Origin of the sequence: Ruminococcoides bili (genome assembly GCF_040093295.1) — a bacterium.
Taxonomy (GTDB): Bacteria; Bacillota; Clostridia; order Oscillospirales; family Acutalibacteraceae; genus Ruminococcoides; species Ruminococcoides intestinale_A.
Map to the genome: position 1 here is coordinate 106,213 of NZ_JBBNJY010000001.1, position 14,456 is coordinate 120,668.

Below are 14,456 nucleotides of genomic sequence, written 5' to 3' on the forward strand. Positions count from 1 at the left end.
ACAGATATGGACAATTCAAAAAAGACTATGGACAAAATTGTTGCTCTTTGTAAAGGCAGAGGCTTTGTATATCCGGGTTCGGAAATATACGGCGGACTTGCAAACACATGGGACTACGGCCCACTCGGTATGGCTCTCAAGAATAATATCAAGCAGGCTTGGCTTAAAAAGTTTGTTCAGGAAAACAAGTATAATGTAGGGCTTGACTCTGCAATTCTTATGAATCCGCAGACATGGGTAGCTTCGGGTCACCTCGGCGGTTTCTCTGACCCGCTTATGGATTGTAAGGAATGTAAAACCCGTCACCGTGCAGACAACCTTATCGAAGATTTTGACGGTACAAATGTAAGCGGCTGGTCAAACGAGAAAATGACTGAATATATTAAAGAAAAGCAAATTCCTTGCCCACAGTGCGGTAAGCACAACTTTACAGATATTCGTCAGTTCAACCTTATGTTTAAAACATTCCAGGGTGTTACAGAGGACAGCAAAAACGAAATTTATCTTCGTCCGGAAACTGCACAGGGTATTTTCGTAAACTTTGCAAACATTCAGAGAACAAGCCGTAAGAAAGTACCTTTCGGCGTTGCGCAGATCGGTAAGTCTTTCAGAAACGAGATTACACCGGGCAACTTTATTTTCCGTGTTCGTGAATTTGAGCAGATGGAACTTGAGTTCTTCTGCAAGCCAGGTACAGACCTTGAGTGGTTTGAATACTGGAGAGGTTTCTGCCGTGACTGGCTCTACTCACTTGGTATGAAAGCCGAAAACTTAAGACTTCGTGACCATGCAAAAGAAGAGCTTTGCTTCTATTCAAAAGCTACTACAGACTTTGAATACCTCTTCCCATTCGGTTGGGGCGAACTTTGGGGCGTTGCTGACAGAACCGACTATGACCTTACACAGCATATGAACACAAGCGGCAAGTCACTTGAATACTTTGACCCACAGACAAATGAAAAGTACATTCCATATGTAATTGAACCGTCACTCGGTGTTGAGCGTCTGTTCCTTGCAATTGTGGTTGAGGCTTACGACGAAGAAGTTATCGACGAGAAAGACACAAGAGTTGTTCTCCACCTCCACCCTGCACTTGCACCGTTCAAGGCAACTGTTCTTCCTCTTTCTAAAAAGCTCAACGATAAAGCACAGGAAGTTTATGATATGCTTGCCAAAGACTTTATGGTTGATTACGATGATGCAGGTTCAATCGGTAAGCGTTACAGAAGACAGGACGAAATCGGTACACCGTTCTGCATCACATATGACTTTGAATCAGTTGATGACGGCTGCGTAACAGTCCGTGATCGTGACACAATGGCTCAAGAAAGAGTTGCTATCGACAAACTTAACGAGTACATTGCAGAAAAAATTAAATTCTGATTTTCTTAGCAAATAAGATCAAATAAAAAACGACTGCATTTCTACCTTTCGGTTATAATGCAGTCGTTTTTTATTTAGGCTGTTTTTTACAGCTCCTTTAATTATTAACTATAAATAAATTTATTAAACCGACTCAAGTTTAATGCTTTCGCCGTCAGATGTAATATTAATTGCTGAAAGCGATGCCGAGCCTGCCTCTATCATTGCGTTGGCAATCTTTTCTTCTACTTCTCTTCTGATAGTATTTCTAAGATCTCTTGCACCACTGCTGCCGTTGCAAGATTTTTTTGCAAGGTACTCGCAAGCCTTTTCATCAAAGCTAAACTTGATGTGCTTTTCTTCCATTGTAGGAACATACTCTGAAAGCATAAGGTTGGCTATCTTTACAAAATCATCTTCCTTAAGGCTGTTAAATACAATGATTTCATCAACACGGGCAATAAACTCTGGGCGAAGAAACTCCGAAAGAGCCTTCATTACCTTTTCTTTAGACGCCTCTTCCGATGACTTACCGAAGCCGAGAGCATTCTCTTTATTTGCCGAACCTGCATTAGAAGTCATTACAATTACAGTATTCTCAAAGTTTACTGCTCTGCCGTGCGCGTCTGTAACTTTACCTTCATCGAGAATCTGAAGAAGAATGTTGAGTACATCAGGATGTGCTTTTTCGATTTCATCGAAAAGAAGTACAGAGTACGGTCTGCGTCTTACTTTTTCCGTAACCTGTCCTGCCTCGTCATAACCTACATATCCCGGAGGTGAACCGATAATCTTAGACACGGAGTGTTTCTCCATAAATTCCGACATATCAAGTCGTATGAGAGTTTCAGGAGTATCGAAAAGTTCCTGACTGAGTACCTTTACAAGTTCGGTTTTGCCGACGCCTGTAGGACCTACGAAAATAAACGATGCAGGTCTGCGTCTTGGAGAAATCTGCACTCTGCTGCGTTTAATTGCAGATGCGAGAACTTCCACCGCCTCGTCCTGACCGATAATTTTCTTTTTAAGAGCATCTTCAATACCTGCAAGTTTAGCAAGTTCGTTTTCTCTGATTCTTGATGCAGGGATACCTGTCCACAATTCGATTACTGTAGCAATATCTTCTTCTGTAACCTTAGAAACAAGGGTTTCAGGATCAATTTTTGAAAGTTCAGAATCAACTCTTGCAAGAGCGGTATTTACATTTGCAAGTTTTTCGTAGTCGATTTCATCAGCAGTGGAGATTGCCTCTTTCTGCAAATTAAGTTTTTGCTGTTCGTCAATAAGTTTGTCGTGTTTTTCCATATTTTTATTACGGAGAGCGGCACACGCACAACTTTCGTCAAGAAGGTCGATTGCTTTATCAGGTAAGAATCTGTCTGTAATGTATCTCTCTGAAAGCACAACAATCTTGCGTACAATTTCATTATCAACAGTAACATGGTGATGCTGTTCATAATATCCTTTTACGCCTGCAATAATGTCAACAGTCTGTGCAATAGTAGGCTCGCCTACCTTTACAGGCTGGAAACGCCTCTCAAGCGCAGAGTCTTTTTCAATATATTTTCTGTATTCGTTAAATGTGGTTGCGCCGATAACCTGAACCTCGCCTCTTGAAAGTGCGGGTTTAAGAATATTGGCAGCATTCATTGTTCCCTCATTATCACCTGTACCGACAAGTGTATGTACTTCATCAATGAAAAGAATAATATTTCCGTTTTCCTTAACCTCGGCAACAAGTCCTTTAATACGGCTTTCAAACTGTCCTCTGAACTGTGTTCCCGCAACGAGTGAAGCAAGGTCAAGAAGATGAATTTCTTTATTCTTAAGGCGCTGCGGAACATTGCCGTCTGCAATTCTTAAAGCAAGCCCCTCTGCAATCGCTGTTTTACCTACACCCGGCTCACCGATAAGGCAAGGGTTATTCTTTGTACGGCGTGAAAGAATCTGAATAACACGCTCAATTTCTTTATCTCTGCCGACAATATTGTCAATTTTGCCCTCTCTTGCCTTTCTGGTAAGATCCTCACAATAAAGGTTAAGGTGTTTTCTGTTTTTATCTTTTTTCTCTTTCTTTTTGCCGCCGCTCTTAGCGGAACCGTCGGTATTGTTTTCACCGTTTTTAGCACCGAAAATATTATTGAAGAAAGCCGGGAATGTCGGTGCGCCGTGTGAGAAATCATCGTCCTCACTGCCTCCGTCTTCGCCTAACTCGCCCATACTTTCAGCAAGGTTGTCTGCACCAAGCTGCTGCATAAGTTGAGAAAGGTCGCCGTTTTCACCCATATTCTCCATAAGGGAATCCATCTGATCCTGCACATTTTCAAGATCATCATCTGAAATTCCCATCTTATTTATTAAGTCCTCAACAGGCTTTATGCCAAGCTCTTTTGCGCAAGTAAGGCAATAACCCTTTGTGGCTTCATCCTGTGGATTGTTTGTTGAAACAAAAACGACAGCAGGTCGTTTTCCGCATCTGCTACAAAGCATAGTCTGCTCCTTTATACATAAATTATTTAAGCGATAAACAATACCGCAAGTTTAAACATCGTTAAAATTAAACACTATTTAAATCTGTTACCATATATAATATATCATAACAGAAAATTTTGCAATTCTTTTTTGTCGTTTTTTCTAAATTTTTTAGTAAAATGAGATTATTGTTTGCTTTTTTCTTTCTTTTTTGCCTTGTCCTCTTTTATAAGTGCCATAAAAATTTTAGCATATCTGTAAAGTGCGTAAAGCATAACAACAGCTGTAATCGAAAGTAAAATATCGTCTATTAACAAATTTTCGTAATTTATAACCGCCTTTAAAAAGACTATTATACATACAGCAAAATAAAAAACTATTGTTGCAAGTTTACCAAACCATTCGGCGGCTGGAGGAGTTATTTTCCTTTTTAAAAGAGAAACACCGCCAATCAGCATTGCCACATCTTTTGCTATTAAGACTACAAGAATCGGTATTACATTAGGCGCATAAAAAGCCATACAAAACATAACCGAAATTAAAGTAATTTTATCCGCAATAGGATCAAGCAACTTTCCGAGTTGAGTTACCTGATTTAATTTTCTTGCAAAAAATCCGTCAAGACAATCCGAAATACCCGACAAACCAATACATATTGCTGACTCCAAATATTTTTCATTTAAAAACAAAATAACAAACGGTACGACAAGTGCAAATCTCAAATATGTAAGTATGTTCGGTACTGTCCATAAATCTGATTTTTGCTTAATTATCTTTTTATTTTCGTTGTCCATTTTCATTCCCCTTTATTATATTCAGCGTTTGAAAATTGAAAAAGCAACTCCGCTTATTCCCTCATTGAGCACAGCGGTTGAATTTGTAAAGTCCATTATTACCGCAAGCACTGCAAGGCATATTAAAGCAACAACTATACCCTCGGCAGCACCGAAAACACCGCCGAGCACTCTGTTAATCGGACTTATTACAGGTAATTCAAATAATTTATTTACAAGTTTAATAATCAATTTAAAAATAATTATCAAAAGTATAAATAATATTATTGCAATAAAAAATGAGAATATACCCGTTACAATCGGTTTTACAAAATTATCGGTAACCTGAACGGCTGTAAGTTTAGCTGTTGATGCCGTTCCCACAAAGCAATCTACAAGTCTTTTTTCATCAAAATTAAACAAGTTGCAGAAAAAAGAAACTACAGAAGACACCCATCCCGGCAAATCGCCGAGTGCACTGTTTACGGAAATTTCTGTATTTGTTACCGCATTGTTGAGGTTTGCTATTAAATCATTTCTGACGAAAGAATTAAAAATCCAGTCCGATATTACACCCGAAAGCAAATTTGAGAGTATAGCCGATGCTACAACCGCAGCTATATTCATAATTGCTCTTGCAAAACCTCTGATTGCTCCGCTGATAATAAAGATAATTATAACAGCAAGAAAAATTATGTCAAGTATCATAAATTCCCCTCTTTAGGCATTATCATCAGTCGCAACTTTCTCGGTTGCTTTCTGATTATTATTAAGTTCAATAAATCTTATCTGATTTACACTCAGCACATAAGCTGTAGTATCGGAAGAAAGAATTATATTTTTAGAACCTGCGCCCGTTTCGGTTGCGAATACTTTATCGCCCTTTGTATTGTAAACATTTGCGGTATTTCCGTCAAGCAAAGCGATTTTGTCCTTGTAAACCGAAATGGCGTCAGCTTTGCTGTCTGTATCGATTTTAGATTTTTGAGAGCCGTTTGAATCATATGTATAAACCGAGCAACTTCTGCCGTCGCCGCTTCTTGAGAGTGCAACCGCATATGTCAATGTATCCATATTAAAATAATAATTTGAAAGTGTCATTGACTCATAAGAATTTGTTACAAAATTCTCATCGCCTTTTTTTACAACATAAGACGCTGTATTGCCCACAAGTGTAACTCTGTTGTCGGTCAAATATTTTGATGCGATAATTACATCACCGTCAATTTTTATAACCTGTTCAGGCTCTTGCTTTGAAAAATCGAGCATATATACTGCGGAAATAACTTTACCGTTTTCAGTAGTTATACCCGTTGCGGCACAGCCTGTACCGTTACTGTTTAATGTAACCGAAGTAATATAATATTCCGAAAAAGAATATTTAAAAATTCTGTTATTATCTTTATTAAAAGCCAAAAGTGTAGAAAGATAACCGTTGCCCTCGGTAACAATTGCATATACACCGTTAGATGCAATATCGGCAGTGTAAATATCATCATCCGTATTTGATGCAAAAAGCTGCTTATCAAGCGAGTTTACTTCGTATCCTTTGCCGCCGAGGTCATATGTAAGGAACATATTTTTGTTGCTTACGAGAATCGGCTTTGAATACTTAAGCTGTGTACTGAATATATCACTTCCCGATGAATTTAAAGTGACAAAGGAAGTATCAGATGCATAAGCTATGTGTCCGTCAGAAAGCACAAAGTTATTTGTATTAACCTCTGTTCCCGTAATAGATACGGGATATCCGTTACCCGCATTGCCGAGTACATCGTATGTCCACCAGTTTGCAATACTTTCGGGCGAAAGTCTGTCTCTGTTGGCAAAAGCAAATACTACAAGTCCTGCCGCAAGTACCACACATACGGAAATAATTATTTTCTTGACTGCCGCAGGCGACATTTCTGTTTTTTCAAGTTCATAGTCCTCAAGCGGTACATCTTCGTAACTTATAACATCACGGTCAGTCTTTTTTGCTTTTGTTTCGGCAAAGCGATGACCTTTTGACTTTGGTTTTGATTTTGTTTTTGAATTATCTTTAGATTTCTCAAATTTACCGGAAAACATTTCTGTTCACTCCTTCAGGTAAATAACCCCTTAATCGTAATTAACCCTGTTAAGATACAGACCACAGGGCTGTGCTGTAGGGCCTGCAAATTTTCTGTCTTTTTTTTCGATTATACCCGCAATTCCGTCAACAGGTATCTTTCCCTGCTGAATCCTTAAAAGAGTACCGACCATAATTCTTACCATATTATAAAGGAATCCGTCAGCCTCTACTTTCATAGTTACAAGATTGCCCTCTCTTGTAACCGAAAAAGCTTTTACTGTTCGTGTCATATCTCCTTTTTCTCTGCTGTCGAGAGTGCAAAAAGAAGTAAAATCATGAGTACCCACATAAGCCTGCGCCGCACTGTTAAGCATATCTTCGTCAAGCTTATATCTGTAATGAAGAGCATAACCGTCAAGAAACGGATTTCGCACTTCGGTGTTCCATATTTTATAAATATATTCCTTGCTTGTGCAACTGTATCTTGCGTGAAAATCAATGTCTGCCTCTTCACAGTCAAGCACCGCAATACTAAGCGGCAACCATCGGTTTAATGCCGCTTTTAACCTTACATCGGCAATCGGATGTGAAGTTTTAAGGCTTATACAGTACATATTTGCGTGAACTCCGCTGTCCGTACGGCTGCACCCTTTTAAATCAAAATCATCACCGATAATTTTAGACAATGCAGTCTGAAAAGCCTCCTGCACAGTCATTGCGTTGTTCTGAATCTGCCAACCGTGGAACTGCCTGCCGTCATATGAAATTGTAAGTTTAAAATTCCTTAAAGTGCTGCCGGAATCAATATGTTGCATAAAACCACTCCGCAAATTACAAGTCCAACTGTTATCAAACCGATAACATCTCTTTTTGCCATATGAATACTCTTCATTCTTGTTCTGCCCTCGCCGCCGTGATAGCAACGACATTCCATAGCTGTTGCAAGGTCATACGCTCTTCTGAACGATGAAACAAACAACGGAACAAGAATAGGAATCAATGCTTTTATTCGTGCAATGACATTACCGCCCTCAAGGTCTGCTCCTCTTGCTTTCTGCGCCTGCATAATTTTATCGGTTTCTTCAAGCAAAGTAGGCACAAATCGCAGTGCAAGCGACATCATCATAGCAATTTCGTGTACAGGAAAATGTACTTTATTTAAAGGCTTCATCAATCTTTCGATTGCGTCCGTAAGCTCTGTCGGAGATGTTGTAAAAGTAAGAGCAGAGCTTGCAAGAATAAGACAAATAATTCTAACCGTTACAAACACGGAACGGTTAATTCCGTTTACCGTAATTTTAATTATTCCCCACTGCCATATCGGATCTCCCGTACCGTAAAACAGATTTAATATTGAAGTTACTATTACTATGAAAATAATAATTTTTAAACTTTTAAAATAAAACTTTACAGGCACTCCGCTCATAAGAACTATAGCGGCTGTGCATACTGCCACAACGGCAAGAGCGGCATAGTTAAATGTGCAGAACACAAGCACCAGAAAAGCAATAAGCATAATAATTTTTGCTCGTGGGTCAAGTTTGTGTATAAGGCTCTTTGCGGGGAAATACTGACCGAAAGCTACATCTCTTACCATTACCTTGCCTCCTTTTTTATATAAGGAAGAAGGTAATCAACCGCTGAATCAACAGTCAGTATGCCCTCAGGCACATCTACTCCCCTTTTTCTGAGCTGTGACATTATTTTTGTTATCTGCGGAATACGCAGACCTATTTTTTCAAGCTCGTCACCTCTCGCAAAAACCTTTTGAGTTTCGTCAAACATAACGAGCTTTGATTTATTCATAACCACAATTCTGTCTGCCACACGGGCAATGTCCTCCATACTGTGAGAAACAAGCAGAACCGTGTTCTGTCTTTCTTTGTGATAGCGTACTATCTGACTTAAAAGTACATCTCTGCCCATCGGGTCAAGCCCTGCCGTCGGTTCGTCAAGCACGAGTACATCAGGGTCCATTGCTATTACACCGGCAATAGCCGCTCTGCGCTTTTCTCCGCCCGACAAGTCAAAAGGTGATTTATACAAAAGTTCGTCCTTTATGCCCGTAAATTTTGCGGCTCTGCGAACCTCTTTATCAATTTCTTCTTGTGAAAGTCCTTTGTTGAAAGGGCCGAAAGAAATATCTTTGTATACGGTTTCTTCAAAGAGCTGATATTCGGGATACTGAAAAACCATACCCACTTTAAAGCGTATTTTACGAATTTCCTTTGGCTTGTCCCATATATCAACTCCGTCAAGCAAAACCTGACCGCTTGTCGGTTTCATAAGTCCGTTAAGCATTTGCACAAGCGTTGACTTACCCGAACCGGTATGACCGATAATTCCGATAAGTTCTCCCTTATTTACGGAAAAACTGACATCATTAACCGCCTTTTTTTCAAAAGGTGTTCCTACTCCGTAGGTGTAGCAAATATTCTTTAGTTCAAGGATACTCATTTCAACACCTCCATAAGCAAATCGACGCATTCGTCACTGTCAAGCGGCATTTTGTCAATTTTCGCACCGCAGCCGATAAGTCGGTAGACAAGCTCTGTTGCCTGCGGAACATCAAGTCTGTGCTTTTTCAAAAGTTCAACCTGTGAAAAAACATTGTCGGGTGTTCCCTCTGTGAGCACCTTACCGCTGTCCATTACAATTACTCTGTCGGCAAGTACCGCCTCATCCATATAATGTGTAATAAGCACAACGGTAATACCTTTTTCTTTATTCAATTTTAAAAGGGTTGACATAACCTCTTCTCTGCCGTTCGGGTCAAGCATTGCGGTAGGTTCGTCAAGTACGATGCAGTCAGGCTGCATTGCAAGTATGCCCGCAATAGCAACTCTTTGTTTCTGACCGCCCGAAAGTTTGTAAGGTGCGTCTTTTCTGAAATCGTACATATCAACGGCTTTCAGTGCTTCATCAACCCTACGCCTTATTTCAGACGGTTCAACTCCGAGGTTTTCCGGACCAAACGCAACATCTTCTTCAACAACGCTTGCTACAAGCTGATTGTCGGGATTTTGCAGTACAAGACCTACCTTTTTACGAATATCAAGAGTTTTTTCTTCATCTGCCGTATCGTCGCCGTCAACAAATACTTTTCCTTTGTCGGGAACAAGCATTGCATTCAGATGTTTGGCGACAGTTGATTTTCCGCATCCGTTATGACCAAGCAAGGCTACAAACTCGCCCTTTTCTATTTCCAAAGACACACCGTCAACTGCATTTACTATAGGCTGACCCTCGTCTTCGGACATATAAGAAAAAAATATATTTTGAATAGAGATAAACTTCATTAATTACTTCTCCCAGATAGCTGTTGAGCCGCACGGCAGAACAAGTCCTGTGTCAGTTACAGGCAATCCGATTTCACTGCTTGAAACCTTACCGCCGAATTTTGTTTTCAGCAAAACGCCGAGCAAATACTCCATAACCGCAGACGAAAGACCTGTTGTGTAGGAATTAAGAATAAAGAAAGCAGGGTCATCTGACATAACCTGTCTGCAAAGTTCAACCAACGGATAGAGCTGTTCCTCAAGTTTCCAAACTTCACCGCCCGGGCCTCTTCCGTATGACGGCGGATCCATAATGATACCGTCATATCGGTTGCCTCTTCTGATTTCACGCTGAACGAATTTTGCACAATCGTCAACAAGCCATCTTACGGGTTTGTCGGCAATATTACTTGATACAGCGTTTTCTTTTGCCCACTGTACCATACCTTTTGAAGCGTCTACATGACACACGCTTGCACCTGCTTTCATACACGCAAGCGTTGCACAGCCGGTGTAGCCGAAAAGGTTTAATATTTTAAGATGTCTGCCCTCTTTTTTTATTTTTTCTGCGGCAAAGTCCCAATTCACAGCCTGTTCGGGAAAAACACCCGTGTGTTTAAATCCCATAGGCTTTATGTTAAATGTAAGGCTGCCGTAATTTATACTCCATTGTGCGGGGATTTTTTTGTATTGCTCCCAGCTGCCTCCGCCTTTGTTGCTGCGGTGATAGCGTGCGTGAGCCGAATACCAAAGCGGATTTTTCTTTTCTGTTGACCAGATAATCTGCGGATCGGGACGAATTAAAATAATATTGCCCCAACGCTCAAGTCGCTCTCCGTCAGAAGCGTCAATAAGCTCATAATCCTTCCAATTTTCAGATAAACGCATTATGCCAATCTTTCCCTTACTACCTGTGCTGCCTCTTCTGCAAGAGTCTGAATCTGCTCAAGATTTTCGCCCTCAAGCATAACTCTTACGAGTGGTTCCGTACCTGATACACGAACTAAAATTCTGCCTGTATCGCCAAGAATTTCCGTTACACGATTAATTTCCGCTTTAACTTCCTTATCCGTATAGAAAGAAAGTTTGCCCTCGTTGCTTACCTTAACATTGATAAGTACCTGCGGATAACGCTCCATAATCTTTGCAAGATCGCTTAGTTTTTCGCCTGTGCGTTTCATAATTGAAAGCAGCATAGCACCCGAAAGTTCACCGTCACCTGTTGTTGAGTGGTCGAGGAAAATAATATGTCCGCTCTGCTCGCCGCCGATATTATAGCCGTTCTGGAGCATTGACTCAAGTACATAACGGTCGCCGACCTTTGTGGAAACAAAATCAATGCCGTTAGCCTCGCAGAATTTTGAAAAGCCCATATTGGTCATAACAGTGCCAACTGCTGTGTTCTTCTTGAGCTTGCCGTTCTTCTTCATATCGTTTGCGCAAATGGCAATGAGAAAGTCACCGTCAACAAGATTACCGTTTTCGTCAACCGCAAGACATCTGTCTGCATCACCGTCAAAAGCAAGACCTGCACTAAGCTTATTTTTGCGTACATATTCCTGTAATTTCTTTGTATGGGTTGAACCGCAGTCTTTGTTGATATTAATACCGTCAGGCTCGTCAAAAAGCATATGAACCTTAACGCCGAGTTTTGTAAAAAGCTTTTCGGCGGTTCTTGAAGATGAACCGTTTGAGCAGTCAAGAGCAACTTCCATACCGCTTAAATCTTCGCCGACAGCCTCTGCAACATGATTAATATAATCATCAACTGCAGACTCAAGAGTATCTACTCTGCCGATTTCGCTGTCATTTGCTGTCGCATACGGAACTGCGTGGTCAAGTACGATTTCTTCGATTCTGTTTTCAAGGTCATCCGGGAGTTTGTATCCCTCTGAACTGAAAATTTTGATTCCGTTAAATTCAAACGGGTTGTGAGATGCAGAAATCATTACACCTGCATCTGCATTGTATTTCTTTACAAGATAAGCAACTGCCGGAGTAGGAACTACACCTAAAAGTTTAACATTTGCACCTACCGAGCAAAGACCTGCAATAAGCGCACCCTCAAGCATATCGCCCGAAAGTCTTGTGTCTTTACCGATAAGAATCGTCGGATGCTTAACTTCATCGTTTACAAGCACCATTGCGGCTGCTCTGCCTATATTCATTGCAAGCTCGGCTGTAAGCTCTGTATTAGCCACGCCCCTTGCGCCGTCTGTACCAAAAAGTCTTCCCATAATTGTTTTTCCTCCAAGTTTTGTATTTAAAGTTGTATTTATTAATTTTGTGAGTTTTTATCAAAAAGATTAGGTTGTGTCGGCATTGCATTTACAGCACCTTTCGGAAAATCATATCCGAGGTGACGGCAAGCCGCCGCCGTAATACATCTGCCTCTCGGTGTTCTGCTTAAAAAACCGATTTGCAGCAGGTACGGCTCATAAACATCTTCAATGGTTACTGCTTCCTCACCGATAGCCGCTGCGAGAGTTTCAACACCAACAGGACCGCCGTTATAGAAATTCAGTATCGCCTCAAGAAGTCGTCGGTCATTCCTGTCAAGTCCGAGTTCGTCTATCTCAAGTCTTTCAAGAGCAAGACGGGCCGTATCGCAGGTAATAATTCCGTCAGACATAACCTGTGCAAAGTCACGCACACGCTTTAAAAGTCTGTTTGCAATTCGTGGTGTACCTCTTGAGCGTGACGCAATTTCAAGCGCACCGTCAGGTTTGATTTCTATATCAAGAATACCTGCGCTTCGTGTTACAATCTCCGCAAGTTCCTGCGGCGTGTATAATTCAAGTCTTAAAATTACGCCAAAACGGTCACGCAAGGGCGCTGTAAGCTGTCCTGCTCTTGTTGTAGCGCCTACAAGCGTAAATTTAGGCAAAGGCAAGTGATACGAAGCTGCCATCTGACCCTTACCCGTAATAATATCTATTGAAAAATCTTCCATTGACGGATAGAGTATTTCCTCTACCGAACGGCTCAAACGATGAATTTCATCTATAAAAAGCACATCGCCCTGATTGAGGTTTGTAAGTAAGGCGGCAAGGTCACCCGGTTTTTCTATTGCAGGACCGGAGGTGATTCTTAAAGAAACTCCGAGTTCGTTTGCAATAATTCCCGCAAGTGTTGTTTTACCGAGTCCGGGAGGGCCGTATAAAAGTACATGGTCAAGCGACTCTCCTCTGATTTTTGCAGCCTCAATAAAAACCTTAAGATTTTCCTTTGCGGTTTCCTGTCCGATATACTCCGAAAGGGTTTTCGGACGCAAAGGATTATCTCCCTCTATATTGTCTTCAGGGATTTCTGATGTATCAAGTATTCTGTTTTCAAAGTCAAATTCATCCGAAAACTCCGGTTTACTCATTTATCAATTTCTTCCCATCTGTTTTAATGTCATTGCTATAAGCTGTTCAACAGGCAAACCTGCGTCAAAATTTGCAAGAACAGGCGAAACATCGGCAGGTGTATAGCCAAGCACACCGAGTGCCTCTATTGCCTTCGCTACATTTCCGCCGGCAGTCTGCGGCATTTGTACATTGCCCGATTGAGTCTGTTCTGATTTTGCAAGCTTGTCCTTAAGTTCAAGTATAATGCGCTGGGCAATTTTTTTGCCGATGCCCTGCGCTCTTGTAATTGTTTTTATATCATCGGTCGCTATAGCCATAGCTACCTGTTCTGCGGTAAGTTCGGACAAAACAGAAAGTCCCGCTTTAGGGCCGACTCCGCTTACGCTTATAAGTGTTTTAAAGGTTGCAAGTTCGTTTTGAGTTGCAAATCCGAACAAATCGACTGCATCTTCACGCACATTAAGGTAGGTATAAAGAGTTACCTCGGAATTAAGTTTGAGCGTTTTTAGGGTATTCATTGTAGTCTGACAAAGGTAACCTACTCCGCCGCACTCAACTACTGCCGCAGAATTTTCCGTATGTATAAGTTTTCCCCTTACCGAATAAATCATTCCCCTATTCTCCTTTCAAACATCGTTCTTCTAAGTGCCGAACCTGCCGCCTGAGCGTGGCAAATAGCTATCGCAAGTGCATCCGCCGTATCATCGGGTTTCGGCACTTCCGACAAATGTAAAAGTTTGCGTGTCATTTCCATAACCTGCGGCTTTTTTGCCTTGCCGTAACCTGTAACGGCAGTTTTTACCTGCAACGGCGTGTATTCGTAAATCGGTATTTTCAGTTTTTGTGCGGCAAGCAGAATAACTCCTCTTGCCTCCGCAACCATAATTGCCGTTTTCTGATTGTTTTGAAAATACAGCTTTTCTATTGCAAGCGCATCGGGGCGGCAACGATTAAGCACATTAAAGATTTCATCATAAATATACTCAAGTCTGTAATTAAAATCCATACCTGCCTGCGTTTCAACCGCACCAAAGCCGAGTGCCTTATAGGTATTTGATTTAAAACCGATTGCACCCCAACCGACTATTGCATAGCCGGGGTCAATCCCGAAAATAACCAAGGCACTACCTCCCGAAATCGCAGTATCGTCATTTTAGCCTATACT

General features: G+C 41.1%; 14 protein-coding genes. 1 reads left to right on the forward strand and 13 read right to left on the reverse strand.

What is annotated here, in order from left to right:
* Window positions 1–6: 6 nt before the first annotated feature.
* On the forward strand, window positions 7–1,383 hold the full coding sequence (locus tag AAAY30_RS00565) for a glycine--tRNA ligase (RefSeq protein ID WP_195410107.1): 1,377 nt from the start codon (window positions 7–9) through the stop codon (window positions 1,381–1,383).
* A 123-nt stretch (window positions 1,384–1,506) separates the two neighbouring features.
* Here the strand turns inward: AAAY30_RS00565 and AAAY30_RS00570 are convergent, their stop codons facing one another.
* The 13 genes from AAAY30_RS00570 to ruvC all read right to left on the reverse strand — a co-directional run bounded on the left by AAAY30_RS00570 (window position 1,507) and on the right by ruvC (window position 14,411).
* Window positions 1,507–3,852, reverse strand: coding sequence for an ATP-dependent Clp protease ATP-binding subunit (locus tag AAAY30_RS00570; protein ID WP_295025987.1), 2,346 nt, complete (start codon window positions 3,850–3,852; stop codon window positions 1,507–1,509).
* A 167-nt stretch (window positions 3,853–4,019) separates the two neighbouring features.
* On the reverse strand, window positions 4,020–4,628 hold the full coding sequence (locus tag AAAY30_RS00575; protein WP_295025986.1) for a CDP-alcohol phosphatidyltransferase family protein: 609 nt from the start codon (window positions 4,626–4,628) through the stop codon (window positions 4,020–4,022).
* Between the two features lie 21 nt (window positions 4,629–4,649).
* Entirely contained in the window at window positions 4,650–5,315 is a 666-nt protein-coding gene (locus AAAY30_RS00580) for a CvpA family protein (RefSeq protein ID WP_295056463.1), read from the reverse strand.
* 12 nt (window positions 5,316–5,327) lie between these two features.
* Window positions 5,328–6,677, reverse strand: a complete 1,350-nt coding sequence (locus AAAY30_RS00585) for a DUF5711 family protein (RefSeq protein ID WP_302191281.1) — start codon at window positions 6,675–6,677, stop codon at window positions 5,328–5,330.
* Window positions 6,678–6,707: 30 nt separating this feature from the next.
* Window positions 6,708–7,475, reverse strand: a complete 768-nt coding sequence (truA, locus tag AAAY30_RS00590) for a tRNA pseudouridine(38-40) synthase TruA (RefSeq protein WP_195410111.1) — start codon at window positions 7,473–7,475, stop codon at window positions 6,708–6,710.
* Window positions 7,445–8,257, reverse strand: a complete 813-nt coding sequence (locus AAAY30_RS00595) for an energy-coupling factor transporter transmembrane component T family protein (protein WP_252559975.1) — start codon at window positions 8,255–8,257, stop codon at window positions 7,445–7,447. The genes truA and AAAY30_RS00595 overlap by 31 nt, the downstream gene beginning before the upstream one ends.
* Window positions 8,257–9,117 carry an energy-coupling factor transporter ATPase gene (locus tag AAAY30_RS00600; RefSeq protein ID WP_295025984.1) on the reverse strand — a complete coding sequence of 287 codons (861 nt, stop codon included), beginning with the start codon at window positions 9,115–9,117 and terminating at the stop codon, window positions 8,257–8,259. Before AAAY30_RS00600 ends, AAAY30_RS00595 begins: the two co-directional genes overlap by 1 nt.
* On the reverse strand, window positions 9,114–9,959 hold the full coding sequence (locus tag AAAY30_RS00605) for an energy-coupling factor transporter ATPase (protein WP_302484610.1): 846 nt from the start codon (window positions 9,957–9,959) through the stop codon (window positions 9,114–9,116). Before AAAY30_RS00605 ends, AAAY30_RS00600 begins: the two co-directional genes overlap by 4 nt.
* A gap of 3 nt (window positions 9,960–9,962) precedes the next feature.
* Window positions 9,963–10,826, reverse strand: coding sequence for a class I SAM-dependent rRNA methyltransferase (locus AAAY30_RS00610; RefSeq protein WP_337781694.1), 864 nt, complete (start codon window positions 10,824–10,826; stop codon window positions 9,963–9,965).
* On the reverse strand, window positions 10,826–12,175 hold the full coding sequence (glmM, locus tag AAAY30_RS00615) for a phosphoglucosamine mutase (protein WP_337781695.1): 1,350 nt from the start codon (window positions 12,173–12,175) through the stop codon (window positions 10,826–10,828). The genes AAAY30_RS00610 and glmM overlap by 1 nt, the downstream gene beginning before the upstream one ends.
* A 41-nt stretch (window positions 12,176–12,216) precedes the next feature.
* Window positions 12,217–13,308, reverse strand: coding sequence for a Holliday junction branch migration DNA helicase RuvB (ruvB, locus tag AAAY30_RS00620; protein WP_186934561.1), 1,092 nt, complete (start codon window positions 13,306–13,308; stop codon window positions 12,217–12,219).
* A 3-nt stretch (window positions 13,309–13,311) separates the two neighbouring features.
* Window positions 13,312–13,902: a Holliday junction branch migration protein RuvA gene (ruvA, locus tag AAAY30_RS00625; RefSeq protein ID WP_195410116.1), complete on the reverse strand. Its 591-nt coding sequence runs from the start codon at window positions 13,900–13,902 to the stop codon at window positions 13,312–13,314.
* Entirely contained in the window at window positions 13,899–14,411 is a 513-nt protein-coding gene (gene ruvC / locus AAAY30_RS00630) for a crossover junction endodeoxyribonuclease RuvC (RefSeq protein WP_022235363.1), read from the reverse strand. Before ruvC ends, ruvA begins: the two co-directional genes overlap by 4 nt.
* Between the last annotated feature and the right edge of the window lie 45 nt (window positions 14,412–14,456).